The 23,216-nt window shown below is 62.7% G+C and carries 22 protein-coding genes; 10 read left to right on the top strand and 12 right to left on the bottom strand.

Features of this window, described 5'->3' with window-relative positions; translation table 11 throughout:
* Positions 1-181: 181 nt before the first annotated feature.
* Complete coding sequence (locus tag PLO63_04570; protein ID HOI73402.1) at positions 182-1,573, bottom strand: TolC family outer membrane protein; 1,392 nt, start codon at positions 1,571-1,573, stop codon at positions 182-184.
* A 467-nt stretch (positions 1,574-2,040) separates the two neighbouring features.
* Here PLO63_04570 and PLO63_04565 point away from each other — a divergent pair, with 467 nt between their 5' ends.
* Positions 2,041-2,382, top strand: a complete 342-nt coding sequence (locus PLO63_04565; protein HOI73401.1) for a DUF3192 domain-containing protein — start codon at positions 2,041-2,043, stop codon at positions 2,380-2,382.
* A gap of 53 nt (positions 2,383-2,435) precedes the next feature.
* Positions 2,436-2,693: a hypothetical protein gene (locus PLO63_04560; protein HOI73400.1), complete on the top strand. Its 258-nt coding sequence runs from the start codon at positions 2,436-2,438 to the stop codon at positions 2,691-2,693.
* Between the two features lie 324 nt (positions 2,694-3,017).
* On the opposite strand, the gene PLO63_04555 is transcribed toward PLO63_04560, so the two are convergent.
* The 5 genes from PLO63_04555 to PLO63_04535 all read right to left on the bottom strand — a co-directional run bounded on the left by PLO63_04555 (position 3,018) and on the right by PLO63_04535 (position 7,319).
* Positions 3,018-3,461, bottom strand: coding sequence for a cupin domain-containing protein (locus tag PLO63_04555; GenBank protein HOI73399.1), 444 nt, complete (start codon positions 3,459-3,461; stop codon positions 3,018-3,020).
* A gap of 57 nt (positions 3,462-3,518) precedes the next feature.
* On the bottom strand, positions 3,519-4,253 hold the full coding sequence (locus PLO63_04550) for an MBL fold metallo-hydrolase (GenBank protein ID HOI73398.1): 735 nt from the start codon (positions 4,251-4,253) through the stop codon (positions 3,519-3,521).
* A 396-nt stretch (positions 4,254-4,649) separates the two neighbouring features.
* Entirely contained in the window at positions 4,650-5,393 is a 744-nt protein-coding gene (locus PLO63_04545) for an ABC transporter ATP-binding protein (protein ID HOI73397.1), read from the bottom strand.
* Complete coding sequence (locus tag PLO63_04540) at positions 5,390-6,199, bottom strand: energy-coupling factor transporter transmembrane component T (protein HOI73396.1); 810 nt, start codon at positions 6,197-6,199, stop codon at positions 5,390-5,392. The genes PLO63_04545 and PLO63_04540 overlap by 4 nt, the downstream gene beginning before the upstream one ends.
* A 61-nt stretch (positions 6,200-6,260) precedes the next feature.
* Positions 6,261-7,319, bottom strand: coding sequence for an energy-coupling factor ABC transporter permease (locus PLO63_04535; protein HOI73395.1), 1,059 nt, complete (start codon positions 7,317-7,319; stop codon positions 6,261-6,263).
* 340 nt (positions 7,320-7,659) lie between these two features.
* Between PLO63_04535 and PLO63_04530 the strand changes: the two genes are divergently transcribed.
* The 8 genes from PLO63_04530 to PLO63_04495 all read left to right on the top strand — a co-directional run bounded on the left by PLO63_04530 (position 7,660) and on the right by PLO63_04495 (position 17,228).
* Positions 7,660-8,778 (top strand): branched-chain amino acid ABC transporter substrate-binding protein, encoded by a 1,119-nt coding sequence (locus PLO63_04530; GenBank protein HOI73394.1) that lies wholly within the window; start codon positions 7,660-7,662, stop codon positions 8,776-8,778.
* 93 nt (positions 8,779-8,871) lie between these two features.
* Positions 8,872-9,774, top strand: coding sequence for a branched-chain amino acid ABC transporter permease LivH (locus PLO63_04525; GenBank protein HOI73393.1), 903 nt, complete (start codon positions 8,872-8,874; stop codon positions 9,772-9,774).
* 9 nt (positions 9,775-9,783) lie between these two features.
* Positions 9,784-11,022 (top strand): high-affinity branched-chain amino acid ABC transporter permease LivM, encoded by a 1,239-nt coding sequence (livM, locus tag PLO63_04520; GenBank protein ID HOI73392.1) that lies wholly within the window; start codon positions 9,784-9,786, stop codon positions 11,020-11,022.
* A gap of 7 nt (positions 11,023-11,029) precedes the next feature.
* Complete coding sequence (locus tag PLO63_04515; GenBank protein HOI73391.1) at positions 11,030-11,818, top strand: ABC transporter ATP-binding protein; 789 nt, start codon at positions 11,030-11,032, stop codon at positions 11,816-11,818.
* A gap of 59 nt (positions 11,819-11,877) precedes the next feature.
* Positions 11,878-12,585, top strand: coding sequence for an ABC transporter ATP-binding protein (locus PLO63_04510; GenBank protein HOI73390.1), 708 nt, complete (start codon positions 11,878-11,880; stop codon positions 12,583-12,585).
* A gap of 2 nt (positions 12,586-12,587) precedes the next feature.
* The gene (locus PLO63_04505; GenBank protein HOI73389.1) at positions 12,588-13,877 is read left to right on the top strand and encodes an ATPase, T2SS/T4P/T4SS family; all 1,290 of its coding nucleotides are present in this window, start codon (positions 12,588-12,590) and stop codon (positions 13,875-13,877) included.
* A gap of 13 nt (positions 13,878-13,890) precedes the next feature.
* Positions 13,891-15,870 (top strand): ABC-F family ATP-binding cassette domain-containing protein, encoded by a 1,980-nt coding sequence (locus PLO63_04500; protein HOI73388.1) that lies wholly within the window; start codon positions 13,891-13,893, stop codon positions 15,868-15,870.
* Positions 15,871-15,932: 62 nt separating this feature from the next.
* Positions 15,933-17,228, top strand: a complete 1,296-nt coding sequence (locus tag PLO63_04495) for a tetratricopeptide repeat protein (protein HOI73387.1) — start codon at positions 15,933-15,935, stop codon at positions 17,226-17,228.
* A 39-nt stretch (positions 17,229-17,267) separates the two neighbouring features.
* On the opposite strand, the gene PLO63_04490 is transcribed toward PLO63_04495, so the two are convergent.
* From PLO63_04490 to PLO63_04465, 6 genes are all read right to left on the bottom strand, one after another.
* On the bottom strand, positions 17,268-17,786 hold the full coding sequence (locus PLO63_04490; GenBank protein HOI73386.1) for a ferritin family protein: 519 nt from the start codon (positions 17,784-17,786) through the stop codon (positions 17,268-17,270).
* Between the two features lie 47 nt (positions 17,787-17,833).
* Positions 17,834-18,313, bottom strand: a complete 480-nt coding sequence (locus tag PLO63_04485; GenBank protein HOI73385.1) for a hypothetical protein — start codon at positions 18,311-18,313, stop codon at positions 17,834-17,836.
* A gap of 78 nt (positions 18,314-18,391) precedes the next feature.
* Complete coding sequence (locus PLO63_04480; GenBank protein ID HOI73384.1) at positions 18,392-18,589, bottom strand: PspC domain-containing protein; 198 nt, start codon at positions 18,587-18,589, stop codon at positions 18,392-18,394.
* A gap of 80 nt (positions 18,590-18,669) precedes the next feature.
* A complete protein-coding gene (locus tag PLO63_04475) occupies positions 18,670-20,367 on the bottom strand; it encodes an NAD-binding protein (protein ID HOI73383.1) in 1,698 nt (565 codons plus the stop codon).
* Between the two features lie 40 nt (positions 20,368-20,407).
* Positions 20,408-21,817, bottom strand: coding sequence for a bifunctional enoyl-CoA hydratase/phosphate acetyltransferase (locus tag PLO63_04470; GenBank protein HOI73382.1), 1,410 nt, complete (start codon positions 21,815-21,817; stop codon positions 20,408-20,410).
* 82 nt (positions 21,818-21,899) lie between these two features.
* The gene (locus PLO63_04465) at positions 21,900-23,210 is read right to left on the bottom strand and encodes a DUF389 domain-containing protein (GenBank protein ID HOI73381.1); all 1,311 of its coding nucleotides are present in this window, start codon (positions 23,208-23,210) and stop codon (positions 21,900-21,902) included.
* Between the last annotated feature and the right edge of the window lie 6 nt (positions 23,211-23,216).

Genomic DNA, 23,216 nt, shown 5'->3' with positions numbered 1-23,216 from the left:
GGTGCCCTCTCAAGAAATCCGCCATCTTCCAGGCTCGGCTCCCCCGCCGGGAAGATAAGGAAAAAAACCTGCCATAAAAAACAGGGTCCCGGAACGGAATGCCTGACCGGCTCCCGGTCCGGGATGATCACATGACCTGCTGCAACGGCGCGTTCCGGGGTTCATGCAAACCCGTACCGCCTTACGGCTCCTTTTCAAACCAGTCGTTGATGGAGGCGATGTCCCCGTCGCTCAGGGTGCCCACCGCCTTCTTCAGGCGCAGGCTGTTCATGATGTAATCGTATCGGGCCACGGCGTAATCACGGCGCGCCCGGTAAAGATCCCGCTCGGCATCCATGACGGCCAGGATCGTGTAGAGACCGGACCGATACCCTTCCCGCTTGGCCTCCAGGACCATCTTCTGCGCCTCCAGGGCCTCCCGCAGGGCCTTCACGCGGTCGATGGAGCTGATGACGCCCAGATAGGCGGCCCGCGTTTCCTTTCTGGCTGCCCGCGTCTGGCGCTCCTCTTCCTGGGCGGCGGCCTGATGCAGACTCTTGGCTTCCCGCGTGCGGGAAGCCACGACACCGCCCTCGAAGATCGGAATGGTCAGCCGTGCGAGAACATACGCCGTTTCGACTTCGCTGCCGCCCCCGAAAAGGGTACCCTCGGTTTTCGTCCGGTCGTATTCCGCTTCCAGGTTGATAAAGGGATAATGCCCCGCCTGCTGCCGGCGGACCTCGTGTCGGGCCTCCTCCACAGCCTGCCGCTGCATTTCCAGGGAGGGGCTCTGCTTCACCGTGGCGTCGATCCACGTCTCGATGTTGTTTGGATCCGGGCTGACCAGGGGCAGCTCTTCACGGACGGCGGCAATCTTTTCGATATCCTGCCCGACGATCTCCCTGAGCGCCTGGAAGGCGTCGTCATGGTTGCTCTGGGCGGCGATCTTTCTCGCCCGGACATCCGACAGCCTGGCCTTGGCGTCGAGAAAGTCCGTTCTTGAAGTCAGGCCGGAGCTGAACCTGCCGGTGACGAGTTCGTGGTACCGGCTCACCGCCGTCTCCTCGACACCGATGAACTCGAGATTGTCGCGCGTCGCCAGGGCTCCCAGGTAGGCTTTGGCCAGCCGGACCATCATGTCCTGCTTCGCCGTCTCCAGTTTCAGGTCCGCCCCCTTGGCCGTCGCCCGGGCACGCTGAAGGCTGGCCCAGGATGCCATGTTGAACAGGGGCTGAACAAGGGAGATGGAATATTCCGTTGTGGGAAAGGTCGATGAGCCCTGGCCGTAGACGGTGTTGTCACTGCTGATGATGTTCTGCCGCGTCTGCGTGTACACCCCCTCGGCCGTCAGTTTCGGCAGAAGCCCTGCCCTGGCCTGGCTCAACTTTTCGACCGAGGCATCGCGCTCGTAGCGGGCGCCGACGAACCGGGGATCGTTCTTGAGGGCCAGCCCATACGCGCCGAGCAGGTCCACGGCGAAGGAAGGCTGGGTAGAAAAGAGCAGCGCCAGGATCAGGAACGTCCCGATTCCCAGCGGACCGGACCGGACGTTTCTTTGCCCGCGTACCGACCGGAGTGCAATGCCATGTTTCATGAAGGTCCCCTTTCCCGTCACGTTTCCGGATCAAGCTGAATTTGGATTGCAGAAAGGCCCGCTGCCGCATCCGGATGCCGGCTACCGGCGTGCGGACAACCATGCTGTCCTGATATACCTGGATGAACAAAAAAGGCGCCGTGGCGGCAGTCCACTTCGCAGTCCGGATGAAACCGGAAATCAGGGACTCCACAGCACCCGTTGGCAAGCAAATCAAGAATCAAAACAAGCAGCCTCTACGAAGATTCGAATGGGCTACCGGGTGGATGAATACTGCCCGCAAGGGTAAAAATTGTCAAGTAAACTTTAGGTATATTCATAAAAAAATGCATCAGATACGCATGAAACATGCCATTGATATTATTATGCAATATATGACATAAGGATCTCCATACGCCATTTCCTATTGATTTCATCATACGTGTTCGTTAAGTATCGTGGGCAACGAAAAAAAGGGAAAGGAACGAATGATGAGAAAAGCACTGGCAATCCTTGTTGCTTTGCTCCTCCTGGCGGGCTGCGGGGCCTCCATCCGGAAGAACAACGAGAACCTGATGATGCTCAAGGTCGGGATGCCGCAGGCGGAGGCCGTGAAAATCATGGGGGCGCCCACGTTGAGCGAGTCTTACGAGGCGGCGGGGGGAGAGAGGGTGAGTATCCTTTACTACCAGACCGAGACGAAGAACGTCACGGTCCTGTCGGTGAAGGAAGAGTGTACGCCCGTCGTTTTCATCGACGGAAAGCTCGCGGGCTGGGGGGACCGCCTGACGGCCTCCACGATCAACACCCATAAAGTCAGGGCGAAGTGACCCGTCGTTCCGGTACCGTGAGTCCTTCGAGGGATTACCCGCTCTTCGAGAAAATGAAGAAGCGCGCGCCCCGGGCCGCCGCCTGGTGGATCGTGGGCGACCGCCTGTACCACCTGGGCCTCCTGATGACGATGATCTGCATCCCGGCGCTGTTTTACGCCTTTATGCAGATCGAATCGGCGGGCGACTGGATTGCCTGGCTCGTCATTGCCCTGGTCGCGTCGGTCGGCATTTTCGGTCTCGGCATCTACTGCAAGGGGAAGTCCTACCGGATTGCCATGGAGGCGGGGATTGACATCGACAAGTTCTAGCCGAGGTTGTTGAAAAAAGGTCGCCTGCTGCGTTTCCCTCGCCCTTCGCCACTCAACGTTCCTGGAATACGCCTCGTGGCTCAGAACATCGGGAGCCTTGCATCCGACCCTTTTTGAACAGCCTCAAAGGCTCGTCGGATAGCTGGTTACCCTATGGGAAAGGGACAGATTTGAAATCCGTCCCCGATCTTCGCTGTTCCCGATCGCGGAAGTCCCCTGACGCCATCCGCATCCCCGACAAGGCGCCACGCCCGCTCGAAGATCGCCGCCGGGGCCGGGATGAGGCAGATCACCGGGAACGTCCTCCGGACGCACCATCCGGGGTCAGCGCTCCACTTTTTCCGAGAGGGGCTCCCCCACGGCTCCCGTGTAGAAGACGATGAGACGGACCGTATCCTTCCCGGCGTTGATCCCGTTGTGGGGGGTGTTGCGAACTTCCAGGATGGCTTGGCCCTTGTTAAACGTGATCTCCTTCCCCTCATCCAGCTGGACTGTCAGAGTTCCCTCCATGACGTAGGCATAAACGGGAACCCGGTGGAGATGCCATCCCGTCTGCGCTCCCGGGGCGATCTCGACGACGGCCGCCGTGACCTCGGGCCGGTCCGTCCGCAGGTATTCCAACGGCTGGCCGTTGCCGGCGGTGGTCGATTTCAGGACCGTCCTGACCGTCACGCCGCTGTCGTACCCCCATGCCGGGGAAACGGACCCGGCCAGAACCAGCAGGCACAGGCCGAGGATCATGCAACCGAATTGCCTGTTTACGTCCATGATTCCTCCTTCGGACTCCGCCCTCCCATGTTCATGCGAAACACGGGACCGGGTCCGTCATTTCCTCCATGCGGCGAAGGCCCCCTGGAAATCCTTCGTCCAGCCGTGATGCGCCGTGAAGACCGCCTCCACGCCATTCAGCTTCGCGATTTTCCCGATGGAGACGATCTCCGTCGGCGTATCCATGTTGAACCGCTCCACGAAGGGACCGGCCTTGCCCTCCTTCAGGCTGATCGTGTCGCCCGTGAAGAGCCAGCGGCCGTTGACGAGATAGCAGCGCGAACCCGGCGTGTGTCCAGGGGTGCGGAACGCCTGCACGATGACGCCGTCGCTGTCCACGGTCTCTCCTCCCGCCAGGAGCCTCCGGCGGTCCGGCAGCGAATTCCGGGTGAAAAACATCCGGTACTCGGGACCCTTGATGATTCTCTCTTCCTCGGACCCGACAAAGAGCGGGACATCCCCGAGCACGGCCAGGGCCGCCGTGTGGTCGCTGTCGGAATGGGTCAGGAAGACGGCGCTGATCCTGTCCTTCAGGATGCCGAGCGTCCGGAGGCCCTCCTCGACGGCGGCGGCACCACTGCCTCCGTCGATCATGACATAGCCGTCCTTTCCCTTGACCAGGTAGAGGTTCACGTAGTCATCCCGGATGGCGAAAACGCCCGGAACGACCTCGCCGGTAGCCGCCGGCGTCATTTTCCGGACTTCGATCAGGAACGGAACCAGCACATAGCCGGCGATCAGGATCGCAACCCCGGCCAGGACACCGACAGCGATCAGGATTCTCTTTTTCATGGGATGCTCCCGTGCGGATGTCCGCACCTGTCGAAGGGAAAACGGGAAGCCGGCTCAACGCCGGACATTGCACGGGGCGGACGGCGCCGCACCGGCGACCTCGCCCCGCGGGCGGGAGTATAAGGGGGGAAGGCCCCGCATGTCAACCGGATGGACGGGCTCTCTCCCCGGCCCGCTTCAAGTGCCGCGACGGAGGGGTCTTTTCCCGTACGTCGAGCGGCGAGGGACGAGGGAAACGCAGCAGGCGGGCGTTTTTCAACCGTCCAACATGAATCACTCCGCCCGGACGGTTCAAAAATGCCCGGATGCAAGGCCCCCGACGTTCCGAGACGCGAGGCGTACTTTTTCGTACGTCGAGCGGCGAGGGACGAGGGAAACGCGGCAGGCGGGCGTTTTTCAACCGTCCAATAGAGGCTGCATCCTGAGCGGCCTCTCCAAGTGGTTGGCCGTAAGAAGGGCCTCGTCCCGGAAGATCTCCAGGGTGGGACCGTCGGCGGCGACACAGCCGCCGCTGAGAATGATGGTCCGCTCGCAGACGTCCAGGACGAGATCGAGATCGTGGGTGGCGATGATCTTTGTGTGCCGGAAGTTGCGGAGAAGCCCGATCAGCTGCCTCCGGGAAAGGGGATCGAGGCCGGAGCTCGGCTCGTCCATGACCAGGATGTCCGGCGACATGGACAGGACCGTGGCAATGGCGGCGGCGCGCTTTTCGCCTCCCGATATCCGGTAGGGCGGCCGTTCGGCCAGGTGAACGGCGCCGACCTCCCGGAGCGCCCCGTGAACGCGGGCCTCCACCTCGCCCGGCGGCAGGCCCAGGTTCAGGGGGCCAAAGGCCACGTCGTCAAAGACGCGGGGCATGAACAACTGGTCGTCGGGATCCTGAAAGACCATGCCCACCCGGCGGCGCACGTCGTCCACGTTTTTCCGGGTCAGCGGGAAATCGCCCACCTGGACGGTTCCGCCGGCCGGGAAGAGGCATCCGTTGAGGTGAAGCAGCAGCGTGGATTTGCCCGCTCCGTTGGCGCCGACCAGTCCGACCGACTCTCCGTGAACGATCCGGAAGGAGACGCCCCGGAGCGCCGGCGTGCCGTCGGGGTAAGCGAATTCGAGATTCTTCAGCTCGACGATGTGATGGCTCAAGCGGGCCTCCCGAGGACAAGCGTCCCGAACCAGAGGGGAATGTTGACACAGCGCGCAAGCAGGAAGAAACCGATCCAGAGGGACGCGAAGAGGACGTCCCCGGCCCCGACGGACCGCTCCCTGAGAAGATGAATCCGTCCGGAAAAGCCGCGGGAGATCATGGCCTGATAGATGCGCTGCGCCCGGTCGAGGGAGCGGAGCAGGAGCTGCCCGCACAGGGAACCGAAGACCCGAAAGGAGATGTGCCGGCCGAATGACCGCAGCGCATGGGCGCGGACCATCCGGCCCGCCTCGTCCGCCACCACGTGGATGTACCGCTTCAGGAAGAGAAGCTGGGAAACGAGGATCCTTGGCACACCCATCTTCCCGAGGCCGAAGCACACGGCGTCAAAGCCGCAGATCTCCACGAGGATGAGGGCCGCGCTCACCGTGAGGAGAAACTTGACCAGGATCGAAAGGAAAGAAACCCAGCCCCCCGAAAAGGCCAGCGGCCCCAGTTCGGCGATGATGCGGCCGTCGAAGAAGGGATTGAACATGCCGATCATGACGGCGAAGGGCGACGCAACGAGCAGCCGCCGGACGATCCGGCGGACGGAAAGGCGGCCCAGGGCCGACAGGGAAACGGGATAGAGAACGAGCGGGAGAAGGCCGAGGAGGTCGTATTTTTCAAAGGATGAGACCACGGCGATGTAGAGAAACGTCGTGACGATCATGGCACGGGGGTCCACCCCGAGCGCGGGCGAGCCGGCCCTCCCCGAACCGTCGAGACCGTTTATGGCGTCGAGGGTCTGACCGGCACCGCTCATGGGTTCGGTCCTCCCGTGGAGATGCGGTCCTTTCCGTATCCGGCGGATATCCGGGGATCCGTCATCGATCGGGCAGCCGCCGGCTCTTTCCGGACCGGGTCGCCCGTCTCAGGACGACCCCGGCCGCCCCCGCCAGGAGCAGGGTCAGCCCGCCGCCGACAATGCCGGCAAGAGAGCGGCCGGCATTGATATCGGGCCACGATTCACTCCTGCCGGTCTTGGCTGCCGTTCCTTCCGGGACCATTCGGAAACCGTAATCCGGCAGGATTGATATTTTTTCCTGGATCCCGGCCAGCACCGCATGGGCCGCGCTTCCCGGCCCGGACAGATCCTCCTTCCCCGCTGTGCGCAGCATGGACCACTCGAGCCCGTCGGGGTTCGTGGAGGCAAACCAGGACAGGACGCCGCCGGTTAGCACGGCCAGCGCGGCCAGCAGAACCAGGAGTCTCCTCATGCCCCCCCCGGTGGCCTTCACTGCCGGAATTGCCTGCAGAATCTCGGGCCGGGCACTCCAGACAAACGTGATGACCGCGGCGGTCACCAGCCCCTCGACGATGCCGATGGCGAGATGGATCGGCTGCATGAGGAGGGCGAACGTGGTTAAGGGAAGCTCGCTGATGCCGGAGGCGACCGTCTCGAGCACGACGGCAAAGGCTCCCAGCTGCAGGGCGACGATGGAGGACAGCATGGCGCCGGTCATGATTCTTCCCGCCGAGGGGCTCCCCCCGACGATGCGCCGGCAGATCAGGGGATAGGCAACGAAACAGGAAAAGAAGCCGAGATTGAAGATGTTGCACCCGAGGGCGAGCAGGCCGCCGTCGGCGAAAAAGAGGGCCTGGACGGCCAGGACGGAGGCCATGGTGAGAAACGCCGCATGGGGTCCGAGGAGCATCGCCAGGATCATTCCGCCCCCCAGGTGGCCGCTGGAGCCCGTGGCCGGAATCGTGAAATTGATCATCTGCGCCGCAAAGATGAAGGCCCCCAGGACCCCCATGAGCGGAACGGTTTTCCCGTCCGGGTCCTCCCCGATCTTCTTCGCGGAATAAACCGTCAGGCCGGCCGTGACGGCCCACATCGTCCCGCCGACGGCGGGTGTGATCAACGCATCGGCCATGTGCATGATTCGGCTGCTCCTCTTCTTTCCGTCCTGCCCGGCGGCCCCTGTAACATGAACGCTCATTTCGTGACAATACAAAAACCGCCTCTCCCGCCTGCGAGAAGCCGTCGGGGGTATGATGCAAAATTGCATCGTCATAACCGGCACATTCATCACCATCCCGTTTGACGGAGGGAGCAAAATGTGGTAGGCGGTCTTCTCTCCTCACCCCTTCCACCGCGGCGTCACACACCTGCCGGACCGGGGCCCGCTTCCGCCCGGGCGGCGGCCATCGTGTGCCGGTCTGTCCGGGGCTGCGGAGCAATCATGACCGGGAATTCAAATCCTGAAAAGGAGGGTTATCATGATGAAGCGCTTTCTTCTTGGAGTATCCGTACTGTGTCTCGTTTTTGCCCTGGCCGGCCCGGCGCCCGCCGCCGAACCGATCCGAATCGGTGTGGCCGGTGCCCACAGCGGAGACCTGGCTTCCTATGGCCTCCCGACGGTGAAGGCCGTCGAGCTCGTGGTCAAGGACGCCAACGCCAGGGGCGGCGTTCTGGGCCGAAAGATCGAGCTCCTCGTCGAGGACGATGTCTGCAAGCCCGAAGTAGCGACCAACACGGCCACGAAACTGGTCTCAAAAAAGGCTGACGTGATCATCGGCCATATCTGCAGTGGGGCGACCAAGACGGCCCTGGGGATCTACAAGGACGCCAGGCTGGTCACCGTCTCCCCCTCGGCGACCAACCCGGAGCTGACCCAGAGCGGGAGATACCCCAATTTTTTCCGCACCATCGCCTCCGATGACGCCCAGGCAAAGCTGGGTGTCGAGTTCGCCGTGAACAGACTGAAGGTGACCAGGATTGCCGTTCTCCATGACAAGGGGGACTACGGGAAGGGCTTCGCCGAGTTTGCCAGGAAATTCATCCAGGAAGGGAAAAGGGCCAAAGTGGTTCTCTTCGAGGGAGTCACACCCGGGGCGGTGGATTACTCGGCCGTGGTCAACAAGATCCGCCAGTCCGGAGCGGAAGCGGTGATTTACGGAGGATATCATCCCGAGGCGTCGTCCATCGTCGCCCAGATGCGGAAAAAGAACATGAAGACCCTGTTCATCTCCGACGACGGCGTGAAGGACGACACGTTCATCAAGGTCGCCGGCCGGTACGCCGAGGGCGTCTACGCCTCCGGGCCGAAGGACACGAAGAAAAACCCCCTGGCCATCGCCGCCACCGCCGCCCACAAGAAGGCCTACAACACCGATCCGGGCGCCTTCTTCCTGGAAGGGTACGCCGCCGCCCTGGCGGTTGTGAACGCGATCGAAAAAGCGAAATCCACGGAGTACAACGCCCTCGTGAAAGCCCTCCGGACGAACTACGTGAACACCCCCGTGGGCAAGATCCGGTTTGACAACCGGGGAGACGCCATCGGTGTCGGCTTTGCCATGTACGAAGTGAAAAACGGGACGTACGTGGAAGTCAAATAAACGATCCGAAGGGGTTCTCCGCCACCGGCGGGGAACCGTAAACATGGGCCTTCCGGCCGGGTGCGCCGGAAGGCCCTTATTTCCGAAGGAATCATGGATTATTTTCTGGAACTGTTTATAGGAGGATTGACCCGGGGAAGCATTTACGCGCTGATCGCCCTGGGCTATACGATGGTCTACGGCATCATCGAGCTGATCAACTTCGCCCACGGCGAGATCTACATGATCGGGGCGTTCACGGCCCTCATCACGGCCACCGTCCTGACCATGAGCGGCATGAGCGGAATCTCCGTGCTGATCCTGGCGTTTCTCGTGGCGGTCCTGTATTCGGCCTGCCACGGCTTCACGGTGGAAAAGATCGCCTACAAGCCCCTTCGCGGCGCCTCCCGTCTCTCACCCCTGATCAGCGCCATCGGGATGTCCATCTTTCTCCAGAATTACGTCATGCTGGCCCAGACCTCCGACTTCCTCCCCTTCCCGAACCTGCTGCCGGAAGTGCCGTTCATGGAATCGTTCGGTCACGTCATGGGCTCGACGGAGTTCGTCATTGTCGCCACCACGACGGTCGTCATGATCCTGCTGACCGTTCTCATCAAGTTCACGAGGATCGGCAAGGCCATGCGGGCCACCGCCCAGGACCGGAACATGGCGATGCTCGTGGGGGTGAACGTGAACCGCGTCATCTCGATGACCTTCATCATCGGCTCCTCCCTGGCCGCCATCGGCGGCATCCTCATCGCGTCCCACATCGGCCGGATCAACTTCTACATCGGCTTCATCGCCGGCATCAAAGCCTTCACCGCCGCGGTCCTCGGCGGGATCGGCAGCATCCCCGGCGCGGTTCTCGGCTCCCTTGTCCTGGGATGGACCGAAAGCTTCGCCACGGGATACGTCTCCAGCGACTACGAAGACGTCTTTGCCTTTGCGCTCCTGGTCCTGATCCTCATCTTCCGCCCCTCGGGCCTGCTGGGCCGGTCCACGACGCAGAAGGTATAGGAGGGATTCATGAAGCGGCTCGCCGGCCTCCGGGAATCCCTCGTCATCGCCCTCTGGTTCATGTTCCTCACCTTCCCTATCCTGGTCATCCAGGTGAACACCATTGAAAAAACCATCATCTGGCGCTGGCAGAACATGCTCTACATCGGAATCGGGAGCTTCGCCCTGTCGTTCGTCTGGCGCTACTTCCTCGGCAGGACCCAGGCGGGCGGGCGGAACAGCGGCGGGGAGGAAACGGATCCGAAGGGAGTCCTGCTCCGGATTGTCCGGGACGCCCGGTTCTCCCGGGGCGCGATGATCGCCGCGGCCGTCGCGGCCCTGGCTTTCCCGTTCCTCTCCTCCACCTACCAGGTGAACATCATGACGACGGCCCTGATGTACGTCGTCCTTGGGCTGGGCCTCAACATCGTCGTCGGTCAGGCGGGGCTCCTGCACCTCGGCTATGCCGCCTTCTACGCCGTGGGCGCCTACACCTACGCCCTGCTCTACCAGCATTTCGGAATCGGCTTCTGGGCGGCCCTGCCCCTGGGCGCCCTGATGGCCACGATCTTCGGCCTGCTGCTGGGTTTCCCGGTCCTGCGCCTCCGCGGCGACTACCTGGCCATCGTGACCCTGGGATTCGGCGAGATCACCCGCCTCGTCCTGGAGAACTGGAGCGACTTTTCCTCCGGCCCCAGCGGCATCTCGGAGATCCCCCGCCCGGGATTTTTCGGCGTGGAGATGAACCTGGAAGAATCCACGATTTACCTGTATTTCCTCATGATCGGATTCGTCCTGTTTACCATTTTCGTCACAAATCGGCTCCAGAACTCCCGGATCGGCCGGTCCTGGCTTGCCCTCCGGGAAGACGAGGTCGCCTGCCAGGCCATGGGGGTCAACAAGACCATGGCGAAGATGACGGCCTTCGCCCTCGGCTCCACCTGGGCGGGCATGATGGGGGTCGTCTTCGCCGCCAAGACGACCTTCGTGAATCCGGCGAGTTTCACGTTCCTGGAATCGGCCATGATCCTCTCCATCGTGGTGCTGGGCGGAATGGGCTCCACCCTGGGGGTGTTCCTGGCCTCCTTTCTTCTGATCCTGATGCCGGAATACCTGCGGGCCTTCAGCGACTATAGGATGCTCCTCTTCGGAACGATCATGGTGGTGATGATGATCTTCCGCCCCCAGGGGATCATCACGAACATCCGCCGGACCTACGAGTACCATTTCGACCGGAAACAGAACGGCGAGCCCGGCACGCCGGCGTGAGAGGACCATGGAAGCGATCCTGGAAACCAAGAACCTGACCATGAATTTCGGGGGCATCACGGCTCTAAACCGGGTGGACCTGCAGGTCCACCCCGGAGAAGTCTGCGCCCTGATCGGCCCCAACGGCGCCGGCAAGACAACCTTCTTCAACTGCATCACCGGAATCTACCCGCCCAGCGAGGGAGACGTTTTCATCTCCCCGCCGGGACGGAAGCGGAAGCGGATCAACGGCCTGCCGGTCCACAAGGTGACGGCCCGCGGGCTGGCGCGGACGTTCCAGAACATCCGCCTGTTCCCGGACATGACCGTCCTGGAAAACGTCATGGTGGGGCGCCACTGCCGGACGAAGGCGGGAGTCCTGGGCGCCGTGTTCCGGGACCGGACCACCCGAAACGAGGAAAAGGCCATTGTAACTCGAAGCTATGACATCCTCGAACGGATCGGCCTGGCCGACGCGGCCAACACCATGGCCCGCAACCTCCCTTACGGGGACCAGCGGCGCCTCGAGATCGCCCGCGCCCTGGCAACGGAGCCCTTCCTCCTGCTCCTGGACGAGCCGGCGGCGGGCATGAATCCCCGGGAGACGGCGGACCTGGAGGAGCTGATCCTGAAGATCCGGAATGAGGAGAAGATCGCCATCCTCATGATCGAGCACGACATGAGGATGGTCATGAGCATCTCCAACCGGATCTTCGTCCTGGACTACGGAAAGAAAATCGCCGAGGGAACCGCGGCGGAAATATGGGAGAATCCGGTCGTAATCAAGGCGTACCTCGGGGAAGAGTTCGATGCTTGACGGGATCTGCAATTGGTTTTATAGCATTCCCCTGCTATACGGATCGGCTGGTTGAATTCATGCTGGAATTGAGAAACGTCCAGACGTATTATGGCAACATTCAGGCCCTGAAGGACGTGAGCATGATCCTCCGGGAAGGGGAGATCATCACGCTCATCGGGGCCAACGGGGCGGGGAAGACAACAACCCTGATGTCCATCTCGGGAATCGTCCCCCCGCGCTCGGGGGAGATCCTGTTCATGAACCGGCCCCTCTCGCAGCTGAGCCCGGACGCCATCGTCGCCATGGGACTCTCTCAGGTGCCCGAGGGACGGAGGATCTTTCCGAACCTGACGGTTACGGAAAACCTGGACATGGGCGCCTTCCTGCGAAAGGATCGGGAGGGCATCCAGAAGGACCTGGCGTATGTCTTCGACCTGTTCCCGATTCTCGCCCAGCGCCGCCACCAGCCCGGCGGAACCCTGAGCGGCGGGGAGCAGCAGATGCTGGCCATCTCAAGGGCTCTCATGGCAAGGCCGCGCCTGCTCCTGATGGACGAGCCGTCCCTGGGACTCGCGCCGATGTATGTGAAGCTGATTTTTGAAATCATCCGGAAAATCAACCGGGAAAACGGAACGCCCATCTTCCTGGTGGAACAGAACGCCCACATGGCCCTGCGGGTGGCCCACCGGGGTTACGTCATGGAAAACGGCCGGATCACGCTGGAAGGAACGGCGGACAGCCTTCTCCACAACGAAGACGTCAAGCGGGCCTACATAGGAGCTTGAATATGAACGACACGGGAAATCTTGCGACATTGGAGAAACAGTTTCAGGATTTGATTACCATGGCCATCCGGGAGGGATATTCGGATATCCACATCGCCGGCAGTTCCCCCCTGGTTTTCCGAAAGAACGGCTCCATCCAGTTCGACCGTCGTTTCCGCTGGACGCACGAAGCCGTGGACGCCCTTGTCGCCTGGCTGGTACAGGGGGACCACCTCAACCGGCTCCGGGCGCGCCTGTCCGTCGACTTTGCCCGGACCGTCAGCAACACGCGCCTGCGAATCAACGCCTTCGTGACCCTTCGGGGCTTCAGCCTCGCCATCCGCCTGCTGCCTGGAACAGTGCCGCGGCTGAACAACCTGAACATCCACCCCTCCATCCAGCAGTACTGCCAGAATCAGGCGGGGCTGATCCTGGTCTGCGGTCCCACCGGATGCGGCAAGTCCACGACGATCGCGGCCATGGTGGAGGAGATCAATGAAACCCGATCCGCCCACGTCATCACCCTGGAGGACCCCATCGAATATCGCTTCATCTCCAAGCGCGCCTTCGTGGAGCAGCGGGAGCTGGGGACCCACATGATCTCCTTCGAGCAGGGTCTACTGGACGTTCTCCGGGAGGACCCGGACGTCATCGTCGTCGGCGAACTCCGGGAGCGTCAGGTCATGCGCCTGACCCTGGACGCGGCCGAGTCGGGGCACCTGGTCATCGCCTCGCTGCACTCCTCCAGTCCCGAAGAAGCCATCTTCAGGATCTGCAACGCCTTTCCTCTTGAAGCCCAGACGGAGGTCCGCAACCAGCTCTCGACAAGCCTGATTCTGATCGCTGTTCAGCAACTGCAGTTGCTGGATCGCACCGGCTTTCAGGTCCCCCTGATGACGATCATGAGGAACAACCAGGCGGTCCGGTCCCTCATCCGGGACAACAAGATCTCCCAGATCGAGAGTGCCATGCAGACGGCCAAGGGAGAAGGGATGTTCACCAGCGAAGCGTATATGACGGACTACCTGAATTACCGGAACCAGTTCGTGCCACCCTCGGCGGTTTTTCGTCCCTCCGAGCTGCCCCCGGAGTACCCGGATTACACACCTTCTCTTCTCTATTCAAAAGCCGTCCCCAGACCCGTTACGGCGGTTCCTACAGCCGGCGGTGACGAGAGGGTGATTCACTTCCCCGCGGTACGGCCGGAGGATGCTGCTAATGCGATGGAAGGAGATTCGGGAGACTACCACCTGACCATCGAGGAGAGCTCCTCCCTCGAGGACCTGCTCGCCCAGATGCGGGAAACCAAGTAAGGCGGGCTTCCCTTTGATTTTTCTCCGCGACGTCAGCCTCTCCTTCGGAGCCAGGGTCCTCTTCGGAGGCATTGACTGGGCCATCACCGAACGGAGCCGGATCGGGCTCGTGGGGGACAACGGAACCGGCAAAACGACGCTGCTCCGGGCCATCCTGGGCCAGGTGGAGCTGGACGGGGGCTCCATTGAGATCGCGGGCCGCCGGGACCGCGCCGTCGGCTATCTCCCACAGGACCTGGTGGAGCTCGAAGCGGCACCCCTGATGGATTTCATCAAGGACCGCACGGGCATGGGGGACCTCGAACGGGACATTCGCCGCTGCGAAGAGGAAATCTCCCGGGAAACGACCCCGTCCGCGGCCCTCCTGGAGCGTTACGAAAACCTGCTGACGGTCTTCCGCAACCGGAGCGGTTACAGCTTCGAAGCCAGGACCCGGCAGGTTCTCCGCGGCCTCGGTTTCCGCGAGGGAGATTTCGGCAAGGCGTGCTCCGACTTCTCCGGCGGCTGGAAGATGCGGATCCTCCTGTCGGTCATTCTCCTCTCCGACCCGTCCGTCATGCTCCTGGACGAACCCACAAACCACCTGGACACGGAAAGCATGGAGTGGCTCGAGGGTTATCTCGGAAACTACGCGGGCACACTGATCACCGTCTCCCACGACCGGACGTTCCTGGACCGGATGGTCGGCCAGATCGCCGAACTGGCGGGCGGAAAGGTTTCCGTCTTCAAGGGCAGTTACACCGCCTACCTGGCCGAGCGGGAGCGCCGGAGGGAGGCCCTGGAACAGGAGCGGCTGCGCCGGGATGGCGAGATTCGGCGGACCCTGGATTTTGTCGAGCGCTTCCGCTACAAGGCCACCAAGGCCAGGCAGGTTCAGAGCCGCATCAAGAGGCTGGAGCGCCTGGAGGTCTTCGAGGACCTCTCGGAAGCAAGGACCGTGACGATCCGCTTCCCCGATGCACCCCGGAGCGGACGGGAGGTCCTGACCGTTCGCGATCTCGCCAAATCCTACGGCACGCTGGAAGTTTTCCGGGATCTCCATTTCTCTGTCAGCCGGGGTGACCGGGTGGCCCTGGTCGGCGTCAACGGCTCCGGGAAATCCACCCTGACGAGGATCCTGAGCGGAGACGAGGACCCGACCGCGGGAACGGTCGAGCTCGGCCTGAATGTCCGGATCGGATTCTTTTCCCAGGAAAGCGCGGAAAACCTGGACTACGGTCGGACGGCCTGGGAGGAGGTCTGCGACGCCGGGAGCCGCGCCACCGACCAGGAGCGGCGCAATCTCCTGGGGGCGTTCCTCTTTTCCGGGGACGACATCCACAAGCCCGTCCGGGTGCTCTCGGGCGGCGAGAAGTCCCGCCTGGCCCTCCTGAAACTGATCCTTGAGGACACGAACCTCCTCATTCTCGATGAGCCGACGAACCACCTGGACCTCAAGACCAAAGACCTTTTCCAGGACGCCCTCCTCCAGTACACCGGGTCGGTCGTCATCGTCTCCCACGACCGCTACTTCCTCGACCGGATGGTGAACCGGGTCCTGGAAATCCGGGACGGGCAACTCCGTGAATACGCCGGGAACTATTCCTACTTCATAGAGAAGCGGGAGATGGAACGGGCCGGGGACGCGCAAGGCACGAGACCGGCTGCGGAGGGAGTCCGCGAGCTGCCGCAAAAGGAAGTGCGCCGTCTCGCCGCAGAAGAGCGGAATCGCCTGTCCCGCACCCGGACCGCCCTGAAGAGGGAGTTCTCGGAGGTGGAAGGGCGGATCGGAGCCCTGGAGGCCGACAGGGCGGCCCGGGAGGAGATGCTGTGCGACCCCCATGTCCTTCGGAACGGAGACCGGGTGAGGCTTCTCCATGGCGAATTGAGGCAGATCCGGACCGAACTGGAGGATCTGTATGAACGCTGGGGCGACCTGGGCCAGCGGATCGAGGCGCTGGACGCGGCCCCTCCGACAAATGGAGCAGCGGCAGAAAGCCCGCGAAACCCGTGAAGAAACAGCCGGGTTGTGATATAGGAGCGAAGAATCGCAGCCGCGGTCAGGAGGAATCATTCATGGAACGATCGAACACCAATCCCGTCCCATACGGCGGATTCCTGAAAACCGCCGGCCCCTGGATATGTGCAGCCATGCTGGTCCTTGCCGCTTCTGTCGCAGGCATGTGGACCGCAGAGGCCGCCTCGTCATCGGACAGGCCCTACAGCATCCACATCTCGTCATTCCAGGAGGAGATCAACGCGATCAAGCATGTGCGGCAACTCGCCGCGAAGGGCTGGCCGACCTATTACCGGAAAGTCATCCTGCCCCGGAAGGGAACCTGGTGGAGGGTGTACGTGGGACCGTACACCAGCGAGGCGGAAACCGGCAGGCAGGCGAGCCGCCTGAAGGCACAGGGACTCACCCGGTATGCCGCCATCGAGCGGACGGGGCCGGCCGAGGCGAATCCTGCGCCTCCTCCGCCGGCCGCGAAGACCGTCCGGATCCCGGAGCGGACCGCCCCAACCCCGGAGCCGGCGGCTCCGTCAAACGGAAAGATCATCTTTCCTGAAAAGACCAGAATGGAGCCGATCGAACACTCCCGGACGGTTGAATCGGCACGAAAGCCCGCGGCCGCGGGACCGGCAGCCCCACCCGTGACACCTGCACAGGCCGGAACGTCCCCTGCGGAACCATGCCGCGACGATTCCTGCCGCTCGAAGCCCGTATCCAGGGACCTTCCCAGAATGACGGAACCTCCCGCGAACACCTCGCGGACTGCATCAACCCCGGCACCCGCTCGACCGGCGATCGTCGAGGCAAAGCCGGAAAGGATGGAGCCGGCCGGGACGGGCGGCATCACCTGGGGGGACATGAAGGAGGAGCCCGCCGCGGGGGAAAACGATCCGCGCCAGCCGGCAGCCCCGGCCCCGTCGGCTGAACCGACACGCTCCGACTCCGGCACGGCACCGGTGCGTACCGCCGAATGGCAGGCGACCCCAGCGATTCCCGGCGATCGGCTGGAGGCCCGGAAATCCTTCAACAAGGCCAACGAATACGTGGCGAAGGGGATGCTGGAGATCGCGGTGGCAAACTACAGCCGCGCCATCGAGCTGGATCCGAGCTTTGCGGAGGCCTACAACGGACGGGGCATCACCTATGAGGCGATTCAGCGGGCCGATCTGGCCATCTCCGATTACGATGCGGCGATCCGGCTGAAGCCGGACTACAGCGAAGCCTTCTACAACCGTGCCCTGGCCTGCCGCAAATCGGGCCGCTTCGACCAGGCAAGGCACAACCTGGAGAGCGCCTGCGCCCTGCAACACCGGCGAGCCTGCGAACTGCTGGCGGAGATGAAGGGAACCCGGAAGTAACGAAACCGGCCATTCGAACCGCCGGACCTTCCTTCCCGCTCATCCCCCATCGAGACCGCCCTTCTCCCTCGTGCGGAACCAGCCGGCCGGATCGGCCAGGTATTCCTGCGTGTCTTTCAGCGAGACGAAGTGTTCGTGCTCGATGTCGGCCAGGAGGTTGAAGAAGGCCTTCTCACGGGGATCCGTGACCTGGTCCCGGAGCCGGGCGTAGTAGAGCGCACCGTTGGCCTCGAATTCGATCGCCGTCTCCAGCGCCTCCAGGTCGTTCTTGTCGCCGGCGGGCCCCCGGCCGGCCTCACGGATTATCTTTGCCAGGACGTCCTTCACCACCGTGGACTTCACCTTCAGGGGAACCGTCTCGGGCCATTTTTCCTCTCTCGACCATTTCCCGTGCAGCTCCCGGAGCCGTGCGTAGTGCTCCATCTCCTCCACGGCGATCTGTTCGAACATCGCCCTCCCCACAGGATTGGCCGTCTTCCGGGCATGCTCCATGTAGAACCGGTGTTCCTGAAGCTCGTTGTTCAGGGCCACCTCCAGGGCGTTCAGGCTCTCTTTCATCTCCTCCCTCCCTCCTTTCCGCCGGATCGTCCGGATTCGCAGCGGGTTCAGTCCCCGCGGTCCTTTTCGTATCGGTCGTAGGTGTCGATGTCGGGCGTGTACAGGAGCACGGTCCTGTCGTCCAGCATGCGGGCCCCCGTCCGGGCCGTCGTGATGGAATACCAGATCCCGATCCGCTCTCCCCGGTCGTTGAGGATAGAGAATCCGTAAGGCACCTGGCCCACATCCCGGGCCCTGCGCTGGACACCATCAACCAGATCCCTGCAGGTCCTGGGACTCATGTCCAGCTTCCGCCACAGCGTGTCGTCCACGAGCTTCAGGTCCTTCCGAATCCCGATGATCGCATTCGGATAGGCGTGAGACCCGCTTGCATACCAGGCATAATCGGCGCGGCAGGAGTCCGCTTCGAACATGCGGAGCGCCTCCAGATCCGGCGTGATCCGGCCTGCCTTCCCGGCAAACGCGGCGCAGCCGCACAGAAGCACCAGGACACTCAAGATGGCGGCCAACCTCTCGATTCTCCTCATGTCGCACCTCCCCGTTGCAAGGTCCAACGGAATCGGCCCGTCCCTGCCGACTCGCGTCCGGTCCCGTCATGATCCATTTTAGAGTCCAGCCCCGGACCGCTTCGGAATGATGAGCCACATGGCCAGATAGGCCAGGATCCCGAAGCCGAACGAGAACAGGGTCACCAGGATGAAAAGAACCCGGATCACCGTGGGATCCCGTCCGGTGTACTCCCCGATGCCGCCGCAGACGCCACCGAGTTTCCGGTTCGTTTCCGACAGGTACAGCTGTTCCATGGTTGTTTCTCCCCCCCGCCGAAACGGGTGTACAGAAGGTACCCGAAAGAGCGAATGTTTTCAACCGGCTTTCAGGATCCTCAGAGAAACGTGCGGGAGAACATCAGCTCCGCATCCGGCGTACCGATCAGAATCAGCTCGGAGTGTTCCTCCACGGGCAGGAACGGATCCGGATTGATGGTCACGTCGCCGCTTTCTTTCCGGATACCGACAACGGTACACCCCGTTTGCGGGCGTACCCGGGCCTGGGCGAGTGTCTTCCCCACAAGGGAGGAGGGCGTGGGTAGACGGAAAATGTTGAGTCCCTCCGCGAGGAGGAACATGTCTTCGTTTTCCAGGTAATGGAAGATGGCGTCGGCTCCCAGGGAGGCATAGGACAAGACGAAATCCGCACCCGCGCGGTGCAGGGTCGAGACGTTCCTGTCCGCATTGGCCCGGCAGATGATCTGCATGTCCGGACGCAGGCTCCGGAGGTACTTTGCCAGGTAGATGTTCGTCGCATCGTCGTGCGTGGTGATCAGGGCGGCTGGAGCCTTCTCGATCCAGGCCTTTTTCAGCGTGCCGATGTCCGCGGCGTCTCCGGTGACGTAAAGGGTGTCTTCCTCGGTTCGCCGGGGGTTCTTTTCGATGATGAGAAAGTCCACGCCCCGCTGCTTGAACTGCTCGCCGATGGCTTTGCCGACGCGCCCGCCGCCGATGATGATCACCGGGTCTCCGGCATGGCGGCTCAGTTGATAGAAGGAATACACCTCGTCGTAGCGGGCGATCTGTTCCTCCGTGCCGGCAAACACCAGGGCCGTGGAGCGCTGGATCACCGTATCCGGCCCGGGCACTTCGAAACGGCCCCGCTCCCAGATGGCGACGACAGCCACTCCGATCTGCTCCCGAAGCCGGCTCTCGGCCAGGGTCTTTCCCACCAGAGGAGTGCTGATGGCGGGGGCCTCGGCGATCAGGAGGTTGTCAAAGCGCCCCAGGATGTTGGACCGGAAGTCGCCACCCAGGGTCCACCCCGCCAGGGATCGTCCCAGAATCTCCGTCAGTTCGAGAACCCGTGAACACCCCGCAAGAGACAGGATGTCCACGGAATGGGGGGAATCGGCCGTGGCAATGATGGGAACCGTCTCGGTCAGTTCCCGGACGGTGAAGGCGATGTTGGTATTCACCTCGTCGCGGTTGGTGGCGACAATGAGAGCGGCCCGGTCGGCCCGCATCTTCCGGTATGTCTCCGGGTCGTCGATGTGGCCGATGGCGATCCGCACGCCCGCGTCGTACAGGTCCTTGGACTTTTCGTACTCATCGACGACCACGACATATTCCCTCTTGTAGGTTTTCAGCTTCTCGATCAGCGCCGTGGTGACCGCATCGTAGGACGTGATGATGACGTGGCCCTTCGTTTCCGGCGGCAGCTCGCGGGCGTACCGCTTGCGGGTCTCCGCCTCGATCCAGGGCGCGAAGAAGAACTTGATGAACGTGAAGGGAAGCAGGACCAGGAGAAAGATCACCCCGGAAAAGAGGACCAGGATGGAGAAGAGGCGCCCCAGGTCCGACTGGAAGGTGATGTCGCCGAACCCGAGGGTGCTCATGACGACCAGGGTCCAGTAGAACCCGGTGATCCAGGAATGGTCCTGTCCCTCCGCCGCCATGATCAGATGGAAGATCACGCTGTAGACGGTGACCATGGTGAACAGGACAAGGCAGTAGCGCAGGAGCATCCGGGTGTTCTGCCGGGTGCTCTCGCTGTCGAGAAAGGAGCTGAGGACGGATGGAAGAAATTTCATGGTCGTTCCCTTCGGTGATCCCGCTGACGGCCGTCTTCCCTCATTTCACCGGAGAGCGGCCGGCCCGGGCCGTCCGGGCGACAATGGCCATGAGTGCCGCCGAGGCCAGCCGCGTCCGCACCGTATCGGCCCGGCTGGTGAGGATGATCGGGATCCGGGTGCCCAGCACGATCCCGGCACCCTCCGCTCCCGCCAGGTAGGTGAGCTGCTTCAGGAGCATGTTGGCCGACTCGATGTCCGGTGCCAGGAGGATGTCCGCCTCGCCGCTGACGGGGGATTCGATTCCCTTGGTCTTCGCGGCCCGTGCGCTGATGGCATTGTCGTAAGCCAGCGGTCCGTCGAGGATGCCGCCCTGGATCTGGCCCCGGTCCGCCATCTTGCACAGGGCCGCCGCGTCCAGCGTGGAGGGGATCCGGGAGGTGACCGTCTCCACGGCGGAGAGGATGCCCACCCGTGGCGTTGAGATCCTCAGCGCCACAGCCAGGTCGATGGCGTTCTGGATGATGTCCCTCTTGTCATCGAGGCCGGGAAAGAGGTTGACCGCCGCGTCGGTCATCATGAGCATTTTGGGGTAGGCGGGAACGTCCAGGACAAAGGCGTGGCTGATCCGCCGTTCGGTCCGGAGCCCCGAGGCGGAAGGGACGACGGCCCCCAACAGCTCGTCGGTGTGGAGGCTCCCCTTCATGATCGACTCCACCTCGCCCCGGCGCGCCATCTCGACGGCCTTTGCCGCCGCCGCGTGGCTGTGGGGAACCGCGACGATCCGATGGTCTCCCAGGTCGATCCCCGCCTCCTCGGCGGCGTGGCGGATTTTCTCCTCGGGACCGACCAGAACCGGGATGATGATTCCCCGCTCGGCCGCCAGGAGCGCTCCCGCGAGGGAGTCGCGGTCGCATGGATGCGCAACGGCGCACGTGACGGGACCGCAGACCCTGCAGGCCCGGAAAAGGTTCACGAAGACGTCCCGCCGCCTGAGCTCCAGGTGGGCCGGCGCGACTTCGCTGTAGGCAAGCTTTTTCTCCGGGGCCTCCACGACCGTTGTGCCGGCAACCAGCTCCCGGCCCTCCTGGTTGACGACCCGGCAGTCAAGAACGACGCGGCGGCCCGTGTCGTCCTTCGCCGTCACGGTGACCCGGGCCGTGAGCGAATCCCCCACCCGGACGTCGCCGGCGTATCGCATGTCCCGGCTCAGGATCTTCGTCCCGGGGCCGGGAAGGCGCGTTCCGATCAGATCGGACAACAGGGCCTCGGAGCCGGCGGCTTCCGTTGTCTCGGTCCGGTCTGGATCCCCGCCGCCTGCCTCCGCGGACAGATGAAAGGAATCCACGTCCCCGGAGACGAGGGCCATCAGATCGAGCTGCGTCCGGTTCAGCACGATCGTCCATTCCTCGGATGCACCGATCCGGATTTCATCGAATGGCACGTTCGTGACGCTGCGATGGGATTCCATGGCTTCCTCCTCTTCCGGATGGATGTTCCATCCTCCCGCCCCATATCGGGAACGCGGGACAATACCGGCGGTACCAGCCGGATCAGGTCTCGAAGAACACCTTGATCGCCTTCTTTTCCAGGCGCGACGCGAGCCAGTTTTGGATTTTCTTCCGATCCGCTTTTTTGAGCGAACCCTTTCTGATTTTAAAAACGATAACATCCTGCTTTTCCGGCGCTTCGGCGCCGTGGCGAAACGTGTTCGCCTCCGAGTACGTGCAGGCCAGGACCTGCGGGTAGAGCGGCTTGATCTCCGCCAGGAGCTGCCTCCCCTGTGCCGCCCGCCGGCCTGCCTCCGCCCGCCGCTTTTCCTCCTCCCCCAGCATCGCCTTCAGGCGGTTGATTTCCGCCTTCAGGCTGTCCACCTGCGTTTCCCGCCTCTCCGCATCGTCGATGGAAAAGCCCTGCCGGAAAACCAGCTTCGTCTCGTCCAGCGCGAAATCCTTCGCCCGCTCCGTGATGGCTCGCTTCTGCGCCTCCGTCAGGGTGCTTCCTCCGTAGATCAGGGTGATCGTCCGGTCGCCCGGATTGACCTCGTCCTTCAGCAGGTAGGTCCCCTCCACGATGGTCACGTTCCGGGTGAACTTCGAGGCCCGCTCCATGAAGGCCTCCTTCTGGACCAGGCCGTACCCGAAGTAGATGCTGGGGATGGTCGTGACGAGGATCACGTAGGTGATGATCCGGTTGACCCTGTTTTTCTGCGACTGCTCCACGAGGGTACGGATGGGAAAGTTCAGCACCTGGGAAACGGCGACGGAGGACAGGGCGATGAAGACCGTGTTGATCGTGAAGAGGTACAGGGCCCCGAAGAAGAAGGTCAGCTGGCCCGTTGCCAGACCATACCCTGCCGTGCACAGGGGCGGCATCAGCGCCGTGGCGATGGCTACGCCGGGAATGACGTTTCCCTTGGACTTGCTGCTGATGGCCACGATGCCGGCCAGGCCGCCGAACAGCGCGATGAGGACGTCGTAGATGGTCGGGCTGGTTCTCGCCAGCAGCTCCGAATGGGCCGCGGAGACCGGGCTGATGGCGAAGTAGAGGGTGGAGGCGGCGAGGCTGGCGAAGACGGCGAAGGAGAAATTTTTTACGGCCCTCCGAAACAGCGGAAAGTTATACGTGGCAAGGCTGTAACCCATGCCGTTGATCGGCCCCATGAGCGGTGAGATGAGCATGGCGCCGATGATGACGGCCGTGGAGTTCATGTTCAGCCCGACGGAGGCCACGATGATGGCGAAGGCCAGAATCCAGAGATTGGTTCCCTTGAAGATGACGTCCCGTTCGATGGTTGCGTGAATGACCTCGCAATCCTCGATGTCGCTGTCCAGTTTCAGGGAATGCATGATTTTCCGAATCATTTTCGA

It is taken from the genome of Syntrophales bacterium (assembly GCA_035363115.1).
Classification (GTDB): domain Bacteria; phylum Desulfobacterota; class Syntrophia; order Syntrophales; family PHBD01; genus PHBD01.
This window is presented reverse-complemented; position numbering and strand designations above follow the sequence as displayed.